This is a genomic window from Psychrobacter sp. APC 3279 (genome assembly GCF_030407795.1).
Taxonomy (GTDB): Bacteria; Pseudomonadota; Gammaproteobacteria; order Pseudomonadales; family Moraxellaceae; genus Psychrobacter.
On sequence record NZ_JASDCR010000003.1, the window covers coordinates 19,762 to 38,576 of the forward strand.

General features: G+C 43.3%; 14 protein-coding genes and 3 tRNA genes. 4 read left to right on the forward strand and 13 right to left on the reverse strand.

Annotated elements, in window-relative coordinates; all coding sequences use genetic code 11:
* Nucleotides 1-53 precede the first annotated feature (53 nt).
* The 11 genes from dsbD to QL898_RS01935 form a co-directional block, all read right to left on the reverse strand.
* Entirely contained in the window at nt 54-2,183 is a 2,130-nt protein-coding gene (dsbD, locus tag QL898_RS01885) for a protein-disulfide reductase DsbD (protein WP_290175600.1), read from the reverse strand.
* Nucleotides 2,184-2,230: 47 nt separating this feature from the next.
* A complete protein-coding gene (locus QL898_RS01890) occupies nt 2,231-2,779 on the reverse strand; it encodes a protein-disulfide reductase DsbD N-terminal domain-containing protein (protein ID WP_290175601.1) in 549 nt (182 codons plus the stop codon).
* Between the two features lie 245 nt (nt 2,780-3,024).
* The gene (gene gspG, locus QL898_RS01895) at nt 3,025-3,462 is read right to left on the reverse strand and encodes a type II secretion system major pseudopilin GspG (protein WP_102078113.1); all 438 of its coding nucleotides are present in this window, start codon (nt 3,460-3,462) and stop codon (nt 3,025-3,027) included.
* A 522-nt stretch (nt 3,463-3,984) separates the two neighbouring features.
* Nucleotides 3,985-5,187, reverse strand: coding sequence for a type II secretion system inner membrane protein GspF (gene gspF / locus QL898_RS01900; protein ID WP_057758190.1), 1,203 nt, complete (start codon nt 5,185-5,187; stop codon nt 3,985-3,987).
* 83 nt (nt 5,188-5,270) lie between these two features.
* Nucleotides 5,271-6,332: a hypothetical protein gene (locus QL898_RS01905; RefSeq protein ID WP_290175602.1), complete on the reverse strand. Its 1,062-nt coding sequence runs from the start codon at nt 6,330-6,332 to the stop codon at nt 5,271-5,273.
* A gap of 320 nt (nt 6,333-6,652) precedes the next feature.
* Nucleotides 6,653-7,588, reverse strand: a complete 936-nt coding sequence (locus tag QL898_RS01910; protein ID WP_102094695.1) for an AraC family transcriptional regulator — start codon at nt 7,586-7,588, stop codon at nt 6,653-6,655.
* A gap of 445 nt (nt 7,589-8,033) precedes the next feature.
* Nucleotides 8,034-8,109 (reverse strand) — tRNA-His (locus tag QL898_RS01915).
* 41 nt (nt 8,110-8,150) lie between these two features.
* Nucleotides 8,151-8,227: transfer RNA gene (locus tag QL898_RS01920), tRNA-Arg, on the reverse strand.
* A gap of 105 nt (nt 8,228-8,332) precedes the next feature.
* Nucleotides 8,333-8,409: transfer RNA gene (locus tag QL898_RS01925), tRNA-Pro, on the reverse strand.
* A 254-nt stretch (nt 8,410-8,663) separates the two neighbouring features.
* Nucleotides 8,664-10,097, reverse strand: a complete 1,434-nt coding sequence (locus QL898_RS01930; RefSeq protein ID WP_290175603.1) for a hypothetical protein — start codon at nt 10,095-10,097, stop codon at nt 8,664-8,666.
* 105 nt (nt 10,098-10,202) lie between these two features.
* Nucleotides 10,203-11,720: an AAA family ATPase gene (locus QL898_RS01935; RefSeq protein ID WP_290175604.1), complete on the reverse strand. Its 1,518-nt coding sequence runs from the start codon at nt 11,718-11,720 to the stop codon at nt 10,203-10,205.
* A 426-nt stretch (nt 11,721-12,146) separates the two neighbouring features.
* Here QL898_RS01935 and QL898_RS01940 point away from each other — a divergent pair, with 426 nt between their 5' ends.
* Together QL898_RS01940 and QL898_RS01945 are read left to right on the forward strand one after the other, a co-directional pair.
* A complete protein-coding gene (locus QL898_RS01940; protein WP_290175605.1) occupies nt 12,147-12,872 on the forward strand; it encodes a DUF4442 domain-containing protein in 726 nt (241 codons plus the stop codon).
* Nucleotides 12,873-12,910: 38 nt separating this feature from the next.
* Nucleotides 12,911-13,348 carry a Rid family hydrolase gene (locus QL898_RS01945; RefSeq protein ID WP_290175606.1) on the forward strand — a complete coding sequence of 146 codons (438 nt, stop codon included), beginning with the start codon at nt 12,911-12,913 and terminating at the stop codon, nt 13,346-13,348.
* Between the two features lie 147 nt (nt 13,349-13,495).
* Here the strand turns inward: QL898_RS01945 and gspE are convergent, their stop codons facing one another.
* Nucleotides 13,496-15,049 carry a type II secretion system ATPase GspE gene (gene gspE, locus QL898_RS01950; protein ID WP_290175607.1) on the reverse strand — a complete coding sequence of 518 codons (1,554 nt, stop codon included), beginning with the start codon at nt 15,047-15,049 and terminating at the stop codon, nt 13,496-13,498.
* Between the two features lie 327 nt (nt 15,050-15,376).
* Here gspE and QL898_RS01955 point away from each other — a divergent pair, with 327 nt between their 5' ends.
* Nucleotides 15,377-16,198, forward strand: a complete 822-nt coding sequence (locus QL898_RS01955; RefSeq protein WP_101205496.1) for a thiazole synthase — start codon at nt 15,377-15,379, stop codon at nt 16,196-16,198.
* 174 nt (nt 16,199-16,372) lie between these two features.
* Nucleotides 16,373-17,812: a wax ester/triacylglycerol synthase family O-acyltransferase gene (locus tag QL898_RS01960; RefSeq protein ID WP_290175608.1), complete on the forward strand. Its 1,440-nt coding sequence runs from the start codon at nt 16,373-16,375 to the stop codon at nt 17,810-17,812.
* A 92-nt stretch (nt 17,813-17,904) separates the two neighbouring features.
* Here the strand turns inward: QL898_RS01960 and QL898_RS01965 are convergent, their stop codons facing one another.
* Complete coding sequence (locus QL898_RS01965; RefSeq protein ID WP_057758174.1) at nt 17,905-18,732, reverse strand: inositol monophosphatase family protein; 828 nt, start codon at nt 18,730-18,732, stop codon at nt 17,905-17,907.
* Nucleotides 18,733-18,815 lie beyond the last annotated feature (83 nt).

Below are 18,815 nucleotides of genomic sequence, written 5' to 3' on the forward strand. Positions count from 1 at the left end.
CTTAAGAATTTTCGAAATATTACACTGGTTTCTTAAGTGTTCATTGTTAAATGTTAATTATTCAACGCCGATAATGTTTGCTCAAACTCTGAGCGACCAATCTCACCCACTTGCTGATTTACTAGCTGACCATCAATATAATACAGTAGCGCTGGTGGACCAAAGAGTTGGTAACGAGACAACACGGCTTTTGAGTCTGCTGTCGTCTCAGTGATATCGAGCTTCACTAATTGCCAATCTTGCATCTGTGCTGGACGATTGTGAAACAGGTTCTTGTCCATAATCCGGCACTCAATACACCACTCTGCTGTCAGATCGACAATAACATTCGGATTGGCTGCGACAATGGCATCTAGCTCTGCAAGCGTCGTGATTGTCTTATCAGTGGTGCTATCACTATTCGCTGGTTGACCAGACGTTGACTGTACCATCATCGGTGCTGCACCCAATGACGCTAATGGATGTAAGCTATCGTCATTGCCCAATGCAGCGCCGACTATTAAACACGCTGCCCAAATACCAGTGATAAGGCTTAGTGCTTGGGTCAGCATACGACCTTTACCTAGCCAACTCCATGCCCATGTTGCCACGACCATAAACCACAATGCCCATACCATCAGCATGACTGGCGATATAAAGACGCGCTCAATCAATAGCAGTGCCACGGCAAACAGCAGTAAAGCAAAGCCTTGCTTTACCCAATTCATCCACTCGCCTGCCTTTGGCATAATCTTGCCTTGAGTAGCACCGATTAGGATAAGCGGCGCTGATAAACCAAAACCCAGCATGAATAGAGCGGCAAAGCCGAGCAACGGACTACCAATGGTAGAAACCGCCAATAATGCCCCAAATAATGGTGCAGAAACACAAGGTGACACGACTAGCGCTGATAAGAACCCAGCGATTAAACTGCCGCCTGTACTACCTAGCTTGCTATCCCCTGCTTGGCTCAAGCCTTGCATCTTGCGACTGATTGCTTGTGGCAAGCGAACCGTGAAAACACCGAGCATGTATAGTGCTAGCAAGACAAAGACGATAGCGAATCCAATGAGAATAATGGGGTTTTGTAGCCAGCCAATAATACCCAACGACTCACCAAATACTGCGATAACAGCGCCCAAAATACCATAAGCAGTCGCTACCCCAATCGCGTAACTGGTGGTCAAGATGACACCGCGTTTGACCGTTGGGTTTTGTTCGCGGGCTACAATGTTGGCCACGATAGGTAACATCGGTAACACACATGGCGTCAAGGCCAAGCCTAAGCCTGCTAAAAATAATAGTACTAATGCCAGCCAAGGGTGAGAGGCCAAACCAAAAGGATCGCTATCAACAAAACTATTGTTTGATGCGTTTTCGCTATTGGCCGTCTCGCCTGTTACGCTGCTATTTGCTGCAGAAATCGTATTCGTCGCTGCATTACTATCTAAAGAATCATACTCTACAACGCTGTCATCAATGAGATCATAGTCAATAGCCCCATCGTCTGTCAGTGCTTGCGCCTCATCAGGCAAAGTATTATCAAGAGCTGTTGAGCTTACTTCCTCTGGTGTCGCCGTAGCATTATTCTCTGAATCGGTCGAGCTCGCAATACTCTCACTATCTGCTGATACCTGCGTCGATGCCGCTGCAATATCGACAGTCGTATTAATCTTTTCAGGTGGATAGCACAGTCCTGCTTTTGCACAGCCTTGCCAGCCGACGACGATAGCGGCGTCTTCTATATTCTTGCCACTATTGTTTGTCAGTGTGGTGGTAGCGACCATATTCGCTTGGTCAAATACCAGTACCTTGCCAAATGTTGGATCATCTATCGAATATGGTGTCTGGCTAAAGGTAAAAGGTGCAGCCGTCACGCCAGCGGGTAGCGTAAGCTTGATTTGCTTTTTATAGACGTAATGTTCAGGAGTGATATCAAAATTAACAGATAACCGCGTACCTGCTTTGACAGGGGTACTATCTGTACTCACCTGAAACGCTTGATCTACTGGCAAAAACTTTGACTTCGATGAGCTTTCACTACTACCAAAAAGGTCGCCTAACCCTGCCGCTTGTACCGTCGATGTCGCTGATAAACCTGTCAGCAATGAGCCACTAGCGATGGCAAGCGCTAAGATATGGGATTTTTTCGAATGGGTAGATACGCTAAATGATGAAGACTTTGGTGATGTCTTGATGGACATGAATGGCTACCTATTATTACCGATATTTTAATCAATCTGCTCGCTATTTATCTGCGTGTCGCAGCAATGTCTATTTTGGTTTTAACTTTTTCTGGTGGGTAGCATAGCCCAGCCGTTGCACACCCTTGCCAACCAATAATAACAGGCGCGTTTTTGGCGCCCTTACCATTACTCGTCGTCAGTGTTGTGGTTGCAATGACGCTTCTTTGCGTAAATACAGGAACCTGACCAAAGGTCGGATCATTGATTGATACTGGTGATTGATTAAAAGCGAACGGCGTGGCGCTTATTCCTTTAGGGAAGCTCAACGTAAGCTTATCCTTATAGACATAATGTCCTGGCGTAATTTCAAAACTGATCGACAGCCGTGTGCCTTTGGACGTCGCTTTGGTATTACTTACCACCTGAAAGGCTTCATCCACTGGTAAGAACTTTGATTTTGCCGAGGAGCTATTTTTAAATAAGTCATTTAACCCTGCTGCTTGTACACTGATCGATGTCATTGACAGAACCGTTACTAATGAAGTACTGGCGACGGTTAGAACCAATTTATAAAGGTTTTTAAAAAAGTATTTATTAGAATTTTGGATCAACATAAATGATTACCTTTAATTGCAGTTTGCGATGACTATTTTGGTGAGCGCCTAGATATATTTATAGCACTGGCTATCAAACTTGTAATGAACAGCAGGCGATTTATCTACTGATAAAAAATATCAACCAATAAGGGAATATTGGTTGATATTTATAAATTGTTGAAAGTGCATGGATGAACGAATATTTCATTCTACAAAGCTATATCAGTATCAGAATTTGTTCACTATACGTCTGTTACTAAGCTTTATAACTGAGCATAAAGATCCGCATCTTGACCTTCACCACCTTGTTGACCATCAGCACCTAACGAAAATAAATCGTAAGGTCGCCCTTCACTACCTGGTGCAACATACTGCATCTCATTTTCCCAGCCATCGGTCGGATAGCCACCTTTAATATACCCACCTTCAGGATAGTTTTTTGCATCAGCTGGCGGTGTCGTAAGCGCCTCTAACCCTTGAGCGGTCGTCGGATAGCGGGAGTTATCAACCTTATACATATCTAACGCATTTGAGACAGTGGCAAGCGCCGTTTCAGTTGTTTTCACACGGGCCTTATCACTTTGACCAACTACTTTTGGTACCACTAATCCAGCAAGAATGGCTAGGATCACAATAACGACCATAATCTCGATAAGAGTGAATCCTGCTTGACCAGACTTTTTTATCGCACTGCGCCGCATAGCTGAAGAAGCGGTCTTATGGTCAGTTACAATATTTGAATGGGATTGCATATTCTGAATAACACTTTTTGGCGTCATATTTACTTGGAATTTGTCAGTCATAGTCATCGCTTTGGTCATCACAGTTATGTAAATAGTAAAAGTGGCGTTCTATTGTGGCTCTCATCAATGATATATCAATGAGTTCTGAAACTATTGTCACTATAAACCATGGTTTTATTTTTATCCAGCGCTGCGCCTAGTTTGAGTTTGCTATTTCAGCCGAAGCTAAATATTGAATGACACCAACTGTATGACTATTGATTCGTGCTTACTATAGCGCGGCGCTTATGTTTGCCATAGCAAAAATAGCGTTCGTTCAACAATATACAACAGTAAGCAAACCTTAAGAAAGCTAGTCCAAGGCTTAGCAAGCAAGTGAGGTGATATGAGTAGAGTGAAAGAGAGTTAAAATAGAAATTTTGAAATAGGAAAGCTGTCTGTATATGAATAGCATAATGAATCATAGGCTAGCGACTGAACCTAGCCTGCTAAATCGTTCATATTAACGATAGGTAGCATAACCGCCATCACAATAATCATAACTACTACGCCCATCAGCACCAGCATTAGAGGTTCAAGTAGTGATAATAAAGTACTGATAAAATTGGTTGCTTCTGCCTCCTGCATATTGGCGGCACGGCTCAGCATATTTTCAAGCTCGCCTGAGTTTTCTCCACTTTTTATCATCTGTACCATCATCGGTGGAAAGTAAGTAGATTTCTCTAGTTGGCTAGACAAGCTAGAGCCTTCTGTCACCCTATCAGCCGCAGTGATAATGGTTTTTTGAATATGCAAATTGGTTGTGACCGCAGCCCCAATATGTAATGCCTCAATCAGTGGCACCCCTGATCGTACTAGTATCGCAAGGGTACTGGCAAACCGCGCGGCATTCAGACCTTTGGACAATCTAGCTAGTATCGGCAATCTAAGCACCACGCTATCGATAGTTAATTTACCTGCTTGCGTTTGGGCAAAACGGTAGAATAAAAATGCGGTACTTGCCAATACCAGTAATATTAACCACCACCACTGAGTAATGATATTCGATAGCGTGAGAACGATTTGAGTAATTAAAGGCAGTGCTTGCTCAGACTGTTCAAAGACTTTGACAATTTTGGGCACGACGAAGCTCATCAGCCCCATAATTACCGCAATTGCCATTACCATCAGGACAATTGGATAGACCATAGCCCCTTGGATTTTCTTTTGGAGGGCAAAACGGTTTTCGGTGTAATCTGCTAGCTGATTGAGGATAAGATCGAGGTGACCAGATTTTTCACCTGCAGCAATCGTAGCGATATATAACGGTGGAAAGCTAGCGGCTTGTTGCAGGGCACGTGCTAAGCTGAGCCCTTCTAAGACATGTGAACGCACTGCAAGCATCAGGGATTTGATATGAGTCTTTGGGGATTGCTTAGCAACCGCTGCCAAGGTTTCCTCAAGTGGGATACCCGCTGCTAGTAGCACAGATAGCTGACGTGTCAGCAATGCCAGCTCGTATGCAGACGGTTTTTTGTAGCGGTTTTTGCTCTGACTCTGTCTGTCATTGACCGGATTGACTTCAACGGGTGTCCATTGCTTATCACGCAGCTGCTGGCGAATTTGCCGCGCAGAGTCCCCTTCTAGCAAGCCTTTTTGGACAACGCCATGGTCGTCAAGCGCTTTGAAATGATAGGCAGGCATGGCAACAGATATCCTAAGAGGCTTACAGGTAGACAGTTATAATTTATGACTTAATAGAAATTTATTAATTTGACATTCAACGCTTAGAGCAGTGGCGTTGAGTCATTACTATCAGGCATTAAACCTTGTAATAATAAGACATCCAAATGCTGCTGCTGTAGCTTTTTATCAAAGTCATTGACCTCAGCGATTAGCATTCTTTCAATACGTTTATCACTCGCGAAAACACTCAAGCGCGCACAAATAACGGCCAACTGATAAATGCGTTTTTTGCAATAACCGTCAAGACCTTGTAATAATCTAACCATATGCGGGGTTTCAAGACTGGCGTAATCATAGTCAGCCACGACTTGCTGTCCAAGGGCTGTGACGCCATAAGTGATCGACAGATGGGCACAATAATAACAGCTGAATAAATAACCAACCACATGACCGATATAATAGCCTCGATCGTAGGTAAAGCTACTCACGCCAAAATGCCCAAGTACATAACTGTTGAGACTACCTTGGTCGCGAATTGGCTTGCCGTGCTTTAACTTACCGACCGTAGCAAAGCACAATGGATTGCGACCATCTTGAGTCGTCAGCTGCCAACCGGCGGGCTGCTGTGCAGGCATATGACGTACGATATCTGCAATAATGTCATCGACCACATGCAGCTGCTGCCAGAGTCTTTCGAGCGTATCCGTATCCATCAACCCACGCTTATCAAGCTGCTGCGCAAGTAAATATTGCTGATATTCTGCGAATTGCGGCTTCAAGGTTTGTACTAAGTAAGTAGGACGCGTATTGGCAGATGCCATATATAACAGTCGAGTACGCTCATGCTGAGCACGATAAAGCGCAACACGCTGCGTAGCAACATTGGTTTCTTGAGCCACAGGTTTTGCAGCTACTGTAAGGCTATCAGATGACTCAGATATTACTGCTTCAGTTGCTACCGCCTCGATATCTGACAAAGTAAACATCGTCAATAATGCCGCCTTATCAGGTGTCTCTACCGGCTCATTTTTCGGAGCATCTTTGCCGACATGCGGGTTCTCTATAGCAGTGTTTTTATTAACATTACTTTCTATTTTAGCAGTTGCACCAGCCTCTTGTTGGCCATTGCTTCCTGCATTTAGCTTTGCGGTCGGTTCAGTCATAACATACCATCAGCAGCGAAAATAAACATCGTCTCGATCCTTTTATATACCTATCGTATAAGGACATATAACGCGTTATAGTACCAACGCTTTTGTCTCGACGACTCATCAACCTATAGTACCTTAACACAGACTCAATGTCAGCTGCCCTTAACTAAAATAGCCATAGCAAATTACTAAAGGCCTTATAGATATGAGTGGTTCAACAACTACAAATAACAAGCATTCACAAATAAAAAAAAGCGCTAAGGACATATAGATGACCCTAGCGCTTATCGTTGAGATTCTACTTAAATAACTTAAATAAACAGCAACTAGAACTATGCAAGATTATTCTGTCGATACTGCTGACGGTATGCTTTTGGCGAGACACCATACACACGTTTAAATGCCTGACTAAAAGTCGAATCTGAGGCGTAGCCCACCATCTCGCTGATACGGCTAATACTGTTTTGCTGTAAGCGTAGATAACGAGCCGCCAATCGTAAGCGGTAATCGATCAGATAAGTCAGTGGCGGCATGCCAACGGTGTCTTTGAATCGCTGTGCAAAGCTAGAACGCGACATCCCTGCTACTTCGGCAAGCTGATGAATGGTCCAGCTCTCACTCGGTGCCCCATGCATCGCGGCTAGCGCTTTGGTCAAAAATGGATCCTTCATGGCTTTGAGCCAGTTTTCTGTGGCTTCAGGCAAGCTTTCGATATAGACGCGCAAACACTCAATCATCATGATACTCGCCCAATGATTGATTACGGCCGTTTTGCCCATACGCTCACGCTCAGCTTCTAATGTTAGCAGCTTTATCTCTACATCAATCACTTCAAACCGACCGTCAGCAGCATCATTGAGCTCAGGTAATATCGGTGGCAGTACCGACAACAGAGGATTAATCATCTCTTTGTCATACTTACATTCGATCAGTATCAAAGATGAATTGGGGTCTCCATCGCCATCGATATCAAGTGTACGCTCGGTGCAATTGCTCAATAGCTCATCAAGCGACTCAGCAACATCGCCATGATGGTTGAGTGCATAACTCACATGTTTGTGCGCATTCGGAATCATGATCATGTCGCCAGCGCGAGCTTCTCGTAGACCATTACCGACATCGATGCAAAAACCGCCAGACATTACTAAGTAAAATAAAATGGTGTCTTTTCTAGTAATAGAATAAGACCAATTGCCAGTGCCATTTAGACGATAATACTTAGTCTCAAATAAATGCACGTTTTGCAGCAATACACTCAGTGCGTCCATCAATCAATTCCTCAATAATGCAGATTAATAACGATTCATCTTAAAAAAATAATAGTATTCTTAATAACGATTTCTGTCAGTTTCCTCTATACCAATACTTGCTCCAATAAATAATTATTATTAAATACAATGGATGTGATAACACTTAAGCATAATGCAGCATTTAAAACGTCATGTCTATTTACTTATTAGAATTACTAAACAATAATAGAGTAGACACAGTCACGCTAGGCCTTAAGGAAAACCTACAGGAAATGATGATAAAAATTTGGGGGATTATCTAGTATTGAAGGTGCTATCAAACTCAATCTGTTTAATATTATAAAGGTAATATAGAGATAAAATCGAATAGGCATAAAAAAATCGCCATCAAGGGCGAGTGCTATTACTGATATATTTTTAGATTAAGATATGATTTGTATGTAGATATATACAAAATAAAATATGGGGCGACTGATGGGACTCGAACCCACGACAACCGAGATCACAACCCGGGGCTCTACCAACTGAGCTACAACCGCCATAACTATTGCCAAAGAATAGGCAAGATTTGCAGGCTAAATGGTGCGCCTGGCAGGATTCGAACCTGCGGCCACCTCCTTAGAAGGGAGATGCTCTATCCAGCTGAGCTACAGGCGCTCTTAGAGGACTTTTATATACTAAGCTTACTTTACGATATATTTTACTATATCAGAAACTAAACCGTTATACATAAAAAAAAGCCTGTAAGGCTCTTAAAATAGATGGTCGGAGTGATAGGATTCGAACCTACGACCCTCTGGTCCCAAACCAGATGCGCTACCAAACTGCGCCACACTCCGAAATTCTCTATTATCACGATAGTTTGTTAATCAACTCGTTGTTGGCAATGCCGCTAACTTGTTAATGTTCCTCGCTATCGAGGTGCACATATTAAGGGGTAAAGGCGATTGTGTCAACACCTATTTTCGATTAATTTCAAATAATCGCTAATTTTTTTAAAATTACGTCAATTTCGCCAAAATAACGGTAGCAAGACCCTTTTCTTATTTACCTATCAATCAGTCAGTCATTCGCGCTGTCATTGATAACGATATTAAGCTTTGTCCAGATGTGGCAGTACTTCACCGTTGAGCGTACCTGTCAAAACATCAAACGGCATTAACCATAAATGGGCATCAATTGATTCATTGTTTTTATTATCATCGCTACTGTCGCTATCATTACTACCATAATGAGTTTGCTGCTTGAGCGCTACTGGCTGCCTATCACTACCTAGCACTGGGTAAACCAACCAGACCTGCCCCGACAAGTAAGCTTGTGCATAGCTGGTCAATTGATAAGCGTCGCTCGCACTAATTGCAGCAGCATGTGGTAAGTACTTCCACTTAATGTCGATGACATGACTGTAGCGACCTTTGGTTTTGTTTTTGGCTTTAGTTTGACTAGCTGCTGTATCGTTCTGATTTTGGCAATCATCAGAGGCAGTTTCAAATATCAGCAAATCAGGCCGTATAGACAAGCACGCTAGTCCTTCAGCATCGTTTAGCCAGACACTTTGGGTTTGATAAAAAGGACGGTAATTGCTACTAATCTGTTGAAAAATCGATGCAATACGCTGACTTGCCCATTGCTCAAAAGCTTGATTCATATCAATCAATAAACACAATCTTAGCTGAGAGCAGTTTTGTCTATTTGGATCAATACCATTACCTGTCGCAGCTGTCGTCTGTTTTAGTAACCAGTATGCCAAGTCTCCTAACTGCTGCGCGGCGTGCAATTTTTGCTTTTGGAGTGGTTGAACGTCTAGCTGACGCTTTGCTTGAGCATATATTAACGCTACCTGCTGCATTTCGCGGTTGTTGAGCGTAGACACCTGCTGCCATAGCTGCAACAGTTTTGAAGAAATAAGCTGGGGCAATAAAGGCATTAAGTAAACCAATGCACTCTTAATCAATCGATTGGCCAACATGTCGTGACTTAATACGCTACTTTCACAGATAAACTTATGCGGTTGCATACTATTGTGACGCAGTTGTTCTTTAATTAGCAATCGACCTTGCAGTGCTACCTGATTGTCAACCTGAGCCTGATAATGCTTGGTTGGTTGATAATCCATTAAACGCTGCAAAAACTGCTCAATCAGCCAGTCTGATATGGGCAATTCTTTTAACGGTAAAGGAGTGGACTGGGAACTAAACTGACCGAAATTTTTCGTATTGGGTAGCTTACGATTGTTATGCACATCAAGATGTATCAAATCCGATAGCATACCCTGTACCCAATGACGAGTCTGGACGATATCGCTAGACTGAGTAGACTGATTGAGTTTTGGCAATATCTCAAGTGTCATCCCACTAGGTAGGAGAATAATCCCAATATAGTGCCCAACCTTAAGCTGCCATTGGCCTTGCTTACGCTTGATAGTAAATGCTGCAAACTCTTGCGCTATTAGCCAATCGAAGTCAGACGCGTGCAAAAAATCATGCACGGTCAGACGTTGATGCTCAAACACGGTGATAACATTCATGGTAGCGACATTATTATTGGGGATTCGAGTCTGGCGACTGTTTGCCCTAATAGCGTGCTCTTTGGCGTAATATGGATTATTTGTTATCACTGAACAGTTACCCTGCTAGTACAAACGCTGATAGATAGTAGCATGATTAAACTCACCATCCCTAGCGATCAAATCGGCATTGATAGTATAGCTATTCATACTCATAGACTGACCAAGAAAAGAACCCTGCCCTGCAAACATTTGGTGTTCAGCGGAAGCATTGTTTTGACTGTTCATCTGATGATACAAGTCGTCATTCATCAATGCTTGACTGTCCTGTACGAACTGCTTACTCGTCGGTTGCTGCTCATCTCTAAAGATATACTGCAGCACCGTAATTTGACCACCAGCTGCTTGAGCCAATTGAGGAATAATTTGTTCAACGAGAGCCGTTTGTAATTGCTCTAACTGAGTGACTGCGAACAAAAACGCATGCCCCAACTGCGCTTCTACTCCCAATGTCTGCACGATACGTCTATTTAAACCTATTAATAATTTACTCAAATCTATCGTACCTGCTTCTGAACCGTCAGACAGTCCAGTATCGATGTCATTGCTGTCATAAATTATCGATAGTAAATTAGGCTGCGGCGGACAATCAATAAAGCGAAAACGTCGGCGTAATGCCATATCAAGTGGTGCTAAAGAATGGTCTTGGACATTCATAGTGGCATAAATATCAACATTGGCAGGCACACTAAAAGCACGCCCAGAATATGCCAAACTCACTGTCATTGCATTCGGCTTGCCCGCTCGTTTATCAGGCTCTATCAAACTGAGAAGCTCGCCAAACACCCGTGACACGTTAGCACGGTTAATCTCATCAATTAGCATGGCATAACGCTGCTGAGGGTCACGGGCAGCGCGTAGGCATAGCTTCAGGAATGCTCCATCTTGCACCGCGTAACTCATTTGAGTTTGATTAGAAGGGCTGTTATTTGCTTGAGCGATGCCACTCATGACAGGCCGTATACCTTCTACAAACTCTTCATAACCGTAGGCTTGATGGAAGCTCACCATACTAAAGCGTTGCTGAGCAATGTTTTGATTTTGATGGGCTTGGTTGTCACGCTGTGCCTGCTGAAACTCTGCTAATTGCTGCGATAAATCTTCTAGTAGCACCATACTCTCTGGCAATAAATACCATGATCCACTATTGTCTTTATCAAAATAAGCTTGGCTAGCACGGTTATCAAAACTGACTGTTTGAGAGTTCGTAGGGCTATGTCTGCGTAACTCTAGCCAAGCTGTACTGTCCAGATTTTTCTCACGTGAGTTCTGAGCAGCTTTGGTCATAAAAAAAGGATGATCAATAATTTCTCGTACCTTTAACAAATCCTGTTGTTCAGCACGTAAATCTAAAAACACCAGACACAATACTTCGCGCCAGCTTAGACCTTGCAGCAGCTGTGCTAATAAGTCTTCATTTTCAGCCTTGGGTAGATAGTCGGTGTATTGCTTCGCGATTTGCAGCAATCTATAGGTTTTACCTGTACCAGCAACGCCCGTATAAATAATATTGGTCGGTTCATGAGCAGACATATCAGGCATAACGTTATCCAGCGGCATTGAGAACAGGTTTGAAATAGACATGCTAACATTTTGTCATTATAACGTGGCTATCTATTGGCATGGTAACTATAGTCAACCCTCTATAAATTGGATAGGGTGCCAGTCTCGCTTAATTTACTACTTGTAATACCTCCACTCAGCTTCCTTGTATCTGAGTTATATTGAACTGACTATACCAATCATTTGAAAATCCCAATGTCCAAATGATGCTGATATATAAGATGACTAGGCTGCTTTAAGTGGCGATCTAAATTGATGACATAACCTAGCAACATAGCCACGCTACTATAGTTTTGTAAGCGCAGCAGTTCATGCTAATAATAGTAGGAAGGCAATGGTTGATGTACCATAGTATTTATAGCGATTTTTATAACCTATATTTGTGTCGCTATCATAAAAAGCCACGCTAAGAATGTCATTCAACTCATTTACGTTAAGGAATTTTGTATGTCAGGATTATTAAAAAAACTACCCGCCAAGTTGACCAATAAACTGCCAGCCAAAGTATCTGACAGCACAAAATCTTCAGTTGAGAAACCCAGTAGCACGCTAAAACCAATTAGTAATCAATTTACCAAACTGTTATCAGTCACCAAATATCTGCCTGCTGGTGCACGCTCAAGTATTTTATCTAAAGCCTTTGGCAAGGTCGTTCCCTATGTCGGTACAACTGGCATTTATTATGAAACGGTAGAACCAAACCAAGTCGTCGTTAGTTTAAACAACAATAAAGCCGTCCAAAACCATATCGGCTCTATTCATGCAGTCGCCATCACATTACTGGCTGAGACGGCTACGGGGTTTATTTTGGGTTTAAACTTACCCTCTGATCGCATTCTGCTGATTAAATCTTACTCGGTAAATTTCCATCGTCCAATCAAAAAAGGTCAAATTGCTGCTATTGCAAGCTTGTCTGATGAACAGCGTTTGGATATCCTAAACACACCAAAAGGTGAGATGGTTATTCCTTGTGTCATCAAAGATCGTGAATCTGATAGTGACCGCGATCCAATTGTGGTTGAGATGACGTGGGCATGGATACCAAAAGCGGAGCTAGAGGCACGCCGCCAAGGTAAAACGTCTGAAAAAGTTGCAGAAGATGACACTGAAACCGAGGCACCAATCGAAGAAAACGACGCCTCATCTACTCAAAATAATAGTGATAACAAGTAGTCAATAAAAATTGATAATAAACCCAATGGGGAAACAGTATGTCCAAACTTAGCACTTGCCTATCTACGCTAGCGCTAGCTACTATGTGCTCATTGGGTTTTGTTCATAGCGCTAATGCCAATACAACGACGGCTGTCAGCATTGCTAAGTCTGCTCCTACTTTCTTGGGCGATGGCGGTACTTATCCTTTTTCAGAGGCTGTACGCGTGGGCAATACATTATATATGTCGGGACAAATTGGCTTTAAAGAGGGCAAACTGGTCAAAGGCGGTATCAAAGCTGAAACCAAACAAGTGCTAGATAATATCCATAGCACGCTATTAAAATATGGCTACCGAAAGTCTGATATCGTTAAATGTATGGTCATGCTGACTGATATGGATGACTTTGATGATTTTAACAAAGTCTATAAAGCTGAGATGATAAAGCCTTATCTTGTACGCTCAGCTTTTGGCGTATCAGAACTGGCTGCTTGATAAGCGTTGAGATTGAATGTATGGCTGCAAAATAATAGCGGCTGAAAACGCTAAAACCTCACAATAAGAAAAACGTTAAAACTAAAATAACTGGCTATCCACGCCAGTTATTTTTTTGTCTGCTATACCAGTATCTAGTTCGCAAATTTATACCAATATCGTGTCATCAGTTAACGCACTCTCCTTCGTCACTCGCAGCACTTCCTCCAATGTTGTGCGCCCTTCTATGACCTTACGTAAGCCATCTGCACGTATCGACGGTGTTTGCTGGCGCGCATACTCTTCTAGCTCATACTCAGCCGTATTGCTATGAATCATACGGCGCAATGTATCGTCGATTGGCACGACTTCATATATAGCAGTACGTCCTTTAAACCCTGACTGATTACATTTATCGCAGCCTACTGGCTTGGGTAGGCGAATTGACTCATTTACTATATCTTTGATATCACTTTTCAGCGTTGAGCCAATGCCAATTTCGGTAAATAGCTTGGCTTGCTCGGTATCGGCAGCCTGCCAGCTTTGACAATGTGAACATAAAGTACGTACCAAACGTTGTGCTACTACGCCAATAAGCGACGACGACAACAGAAACGGCTCAACACCCATGTCCTGTAAGCGAGTGACCGCGCCAATAGCCGTGTTGGTATGCAGTGTCGATAGTACCAAATGCCCTGTCAAAGATGCCTGTACGGCAATCTCTGCTGTCTCTAAATCACGAATTTCACCAACCATCACTACATCGGGATCTTGACGGAGCATTGCACGCAAACTTTTAGCAAATGTCATGTCTACTTTATTGTTGACCTGCGTTTGTCCAATACCATCGAGCTGAAACTCAATCGGGTCTTCAGCAGTCAAGATATTACGGGTTTGATCGTTCAGATCAGTCAGCGCCGAATAGAGCGTGGTAGTTTTACCCGAGCCAGTCGGCCCTGTTACCAAAATAATACCATGCGGACGATGGATTAAGCGCTTTAGCTCAGTGTAGTCACTATCAGAAAGCCCCAAATATGTCATATTCAAACGACCTGCTTGCTTGTCTAATAGACGCATCACCACCCGCTCACCAAAGCTCGAGGGCAAAGTCGATACACGCACATCGACCTCTCGCCCTGCCAGTCTTAAACTGATACGACCATCTTGCGGCACTCGCTTTTCGGCGATATCTAACTTAGCCATTACCTTAATACGCGAAACCAACAATGGAGCCAGTTGGCGTTTTGGTGTGATAATTTCTTTTAGCTCACCATCAACTCGGAAACGGACGACCAAACGCTTTTCAAAGGTCTCAATATGAATATCTGAGGCGCTTAAACGGATGGCTTCGGACAACAAGGCGTTGATCAAGCGTATGATAGGCGCATCATCCTGTTGATCCATCAGGTCTTCAGTTTCAGGGACGCTATCTGCCAAGCTATCGAGATCAGGATGGTCTTCAAGTCCAGCAGCAATGTGCTGCGACTCTCCTGTATTGCCAGCATAAGCGGCGTTCATACGTTTTTCAAAATCGTCCGCGCTGACGCTTTCGTAAGTGGGTACACCGCGAATGCCTTGCTGCTGTAAAAACCGTACCGCTTCATTGATCGCTGACAACGGAGTAGCTTTGGTGAGTACCAATGTTGGCGGCAATTCCGGATCTATCGCAAGTATGGCCAAAATCTGATGGCGTTTCGCAAAGCTGTATGGCAACTGCATCATAAAGACGGCCCAGTAAGTGAGGAGAGGATAAGAAGTACGCACGCCAAGACATGATGGATGCCTTGTCCTTAACAGTTCGAATCAAAAAAGACTGCCAGTAAGGTTGCATGAGTTTGTTATAATAGCATTTTGTTTTAGACGGGTATTATTTTATGTGACTGGCGCTTTATACCTATCGCCTAGCACATATTATTGCTATCAGAGTTAGCATATCATGCGGTTTTTTTGCAGACCGCTTGCCATTGTCTATTACACCTTTTAGATTGCTTAGATTACCCATCATATTTTGTCTGTCCCTTCTCCCGCTCGATATTAGGATTTTCCGTTATGTCAGAGAACGTTAGCACTACTCACCCAACACCACTTTTACAAGATACCTTTACTGTCGGTAGCCGTACCTTTTCTTCACGTCTGTTAGTCGGTACCGGTAAGTATAAAGACATGACAGAGACTGGAGAAGCCATTGCCGCTTCAGCAGCCGAAATCGTGACCGTTGCTATTCGCCGTGTCAATATTGGACAAAACAGTGATGAGCCTAACTTATTAGATGTGATTTCACCTGATAAATATACGATATTACCGAATACTGCTGGCTGCTTTGACGCCGAAACAGCCATTCGCACTTGTAAGCTTGCTCGCGAGTTATTGGGTGGGCATAATTTGGTTAAGCTTGAGGTATTGGGTGATGAGAAAACCTTATATCCAAACGTTATGGAAACCTTAAAAGCCGCCAAAGTATTAATCGATGATGGTTTTGAAGTGATGGTTTATACGTCAGATGACCCTATCGTCGCACAAGAATTAGAAAGCATGGGCTGTGTCGCCATTATGCCGCTTGGCAGCTTGATTGGTTCAGGACTTGGTCTACTTAATCGTCATACACTTAGCTTAATAATCGAAAATGCCAAAGTACCCGTATTGGTTGACGCTGGTGTCGGTACTGCGTCTGATGCTGCACTTGCAATGGAGCTTGGCTGTGATGGCGTACTGATGAACTCAGCCATTGCCAATGCACAAAATCCAGTAATGATGGCACATGCAATGAAACATGCTATGTGGGCAGGTCGCGCTGCGTTTTTGGCAGGTCGTATGCCTATGCGTAAGATGGCTACTGCCAGCTCACCACAGACTGGGTATTTCTTTCAATAAATTGAAGTATAAATGACATATCATAATAGAGCGTGTTGAGTATTTACGTATAGTGCTGTCAGTGCTATGGTTAATTGCTTAACACGCTCTATAAAATAATAAAAAATGTTATTTGATTGAATATCTACTTATTATAATTTTCACATAACACTTATCGTCATAAAAGGATTTATTATGCGACTTCTCACAGCAGTCGACCAGTTGTTTCTACTTCTTGAGTCGCGTAAACAGCCCATGCATGTTGGTGGACTGTTTGTATTTGAATTACCAGACAATGCGGATAGCGATTTTGTCTATCAATTGGTAAAACAAATGCAAGAGTCTGATGTGCCGCCCAGCTTTCCTTTTAATCAGGTACTTGAGCATTTAGCCTTTTGGAAAAAAGACAAAGACTTTGATGTCGAACATCATTTGCATCATGTCGCGCTACCAAGTCCTGGGCGCGTACGTGAACTATTGATGTACGTCTCAAGAGAACATGGACGTTTATTAGATCGTGCCATGCCTTTGTGGGAATGTCATGTTATCGAAGGTATCCAGCCAGAAGTCGAAGGTGGACCTGAACGTTTTGCGTGGTATTTTAAGATTCATCACTCTTTGGTTGATGGCATCGCGGCGATGCGTTTGGTTCAAAAATCCTTATCTCAATCGCCAACCGAGCCAGTTACTCTCCCTGTCTGGTCATTGATGGCGCGCCATCGTAACCAAGTAAACGCTATACTACCTGCCGAACGATCTATCAGAGGCATCATAAAAGAGCAGATATCTACCATCAAACCTGTATTTACAGAACTGCTAGATAATGTGAAAAACTATGGTGATGAAGGGTACGTCGGTACTTTTGACGCACCGATGAGTATCTTGAATAAACGTATATCAGCTTCACGACGTATAGCTGCACAGTCTTATGATATAAAACGGTTTAACGATATCGCTGAAAGGCTCAAAATTAGCAGGAACGATGTGGTACTGGCGGTCTGTGCGGGTGCTATTCGTCGTTATCTAATCTCAATGGATGCACTACCAAGCAAACCGTTGATTGCGTTTGTACCGATGTCACTGCGTACTGATAACAGTATCTCGGGCAATCAGCTGTCATTTGTATTGGCAAATTTGGGTACGCATTTGGACAATCCACTGCGCAGGATAGAGCTTATCCATCGTAGTATGAATCATGGCAAACGTCGCTTTCGCCGCATGAACCAAGCGCAGGTCATTAACTACAGTATCGTCTCCTACGCGTGGCAAGGCATCAATTTGGCGACAGGATTATTTCCTAGAAAGCAGGCATTTAATCTGATTATCTCCAACGTACCTGGTTCTGAAAAACCACTGTACTGGAATGGTGCTCGTTTGCAATCACTGTACCCCGCTTCTATCGTCTTTAATGGTCAAGCGATGAATATCACTTTAGCCAGTTATCTAGATAAGATTGAGTTTGGTATTACCGCTTGTAGCAAGGCATTACCTCGCGTACAAGATATGCTGATGCTGATAGAAGAAGAGTTGCAGCTACTAGAAACTACCAGTAAGGAGCTAGCATTCAAAGGTATTACCGTTGAAGATAAAGCTGGCAATAAGGGTAATGATAAAACAAAAAAGCTGGCTCCATAACGGAACCAGCTTTTTTCATTCATGCTCAATCTAGACACTAACCACATCTAAATCCTGAAAGCGCTAAACGTTAATACCATTAAGATTAACGTTTAGATTGCGTCACCCCAGATTGGTACAACCGTCTGCATCAATGGCTTAAGCAATTTCACATTACAAGCAAAGATAGAGCCTGATGTCATAGAGTTGTGCGCGCCAGTATGATCAACCACCACACCGCGTGCTTCAGTTACGATAAGCTCGCCCGCAGCGATGTCCCAAGGCTTGATAGACATCTCAAAATAACCGTCAAAACGGCCAGCGGCAACATAGCACAAGTCAAGCGCAGCTGAACCCATACGACGTACCTGACCACCTGCCTCAGATATCTTCTGTAAGCTCTCAAAGTGCTGTTTGGCATAAGAGATAACTTCGCCATTGCGCTTACGCTCAAGCGGATGACCGGTCGTAAAGAAACCGCCATCAATGGTTTTGCGCTCGCTCACTTGCATACGGCGATTGTTCAAGCGCGCGCCTTTACCGCGGCTCGCTGAGAACATCTCATCACGTACTGGGTCATAAACCACACCGTGTTGGGTAACGCCTTTGTGCTGAACTGCGATAGATACGCAGAACTGCGGTACACCGTGGACAAAGTTCTTAGTGCCATCTAGTGGATCGATAATCCAGCACCAGTCAGCATCTTCGCCGCGGCCTTCTTGCATACCGAACTCTTCACCCAAAAATGAATGATTAGGATAGCTGGCCTTTAACGTCTCAATCGTGAGCTCTTCGCTAAAGCGATCAATGCGGGTAACCAAACCATCAAGTCCTTTAGACTCAATATCTAATTCGATTTTGTGGCGGTTTTGATGCGCATATAAAATCTCTTTACCAACTTTTTCAGCAGTACGCGCTGCGATGACGACCATGGGTTCCATAAATAACCTATTTGCTTGATGAATGAATATAAAAAATAAGACTAACTTTGTGCCCACAACATGCCAAACAGCCGCCGCATCAC

Coding starts and splice junctions, on each gene's coding strand:
- QL898_RS01960 (WP_290175608.1), top strand. CDS start 16,373: ATGCGACTTCTCACAGCAGTCGACCAGTTGTTTCTACTTCTTGAGTCG.
- QL898_RS01940 (WP_290175605.1), top strand. CDS start 12,147: ATGTCAGGATTATTAAAAAAACTACCCGCCAAGTTGACCAATAAACTG.
- QL898_RS01910 (WP_102094695.1), bottom strand. CDS start 7,588: ATGGACGCACTGAGTGTATTGCTGCAAAACGTGCATTTATTTGAGACT.
- gspG (WP_102078113.1), bottom strand. CDS start 3,462: ATGCGGCGCAGTGCGATAAAAAAGTCTGGTCAAGCAGGATTCACTCTT.
- dsbD (WP_290175600.1), bottom strand. CDS start 2,183: ATGTCCATCAAGACATCACCAAAGTCTTCATCATTTAGCGTATCTACC.
- QL898_RS01965 (WP_057758174.1), bottom strand. CDS start 18,732: ATGGAACCCATGGTCGTCATCGCAGCGCGTACTGCTGAAAAAGTTGGT.
- QL898_RS01935 (WP_290175604.1), bottom strand. CDS start 11,720: ATGTCTATTTCAAACCTGTTCTCAATGCCGCTGGATAACGTTATGCCT.
- QL898_RS01930 (WP_290175603.1), bottom strand. CDS start 10,097: ATGAATGTTATCACCGTGTTTGAGCATCAACGTCTGACCGTGCATGAT.
- QL898_RS01890 (WP_290175601.1), bottom strand. CDS start 2,779: ATGTTGATCCAAAATTCTAATAAATACTTTTTTAAAAACCTTTATAAA.
- gspF (WP_057758190.1), bottom strand. CDS start 5,187: ATGCCTGCCTATCATTTCAAAGCGCTTGACGACCATGGCGTTGTCCAA.
- QL898_RS01955 (WP_101205496.1), top strand. CDS start 15,377: ATGTCAGAGAACGTTAGCACTACTCACCCAACACCACTTTTACAAGAT.
- gspE (WP_290175607.1), bottom strand. CDS start 15,049: ATGATGCAGTTGCCATACAGCTTTGCGAAACGCCATCAGATTTTGGCC.
- QL898_RS01905 (WP_290175602.1), bottom strand. CDS start 6,332: ATGACTGAACCGACCGCAAAGCTAAATGCAGGAAGCAATGGCCAACAA.
- QL898_RS01945 (WP_290175606.1), top strand. CDS start 12,911: ATGTCCAAACTTAGCACTTGCCTATCTACGCTAGCGCTAGCTACTATG.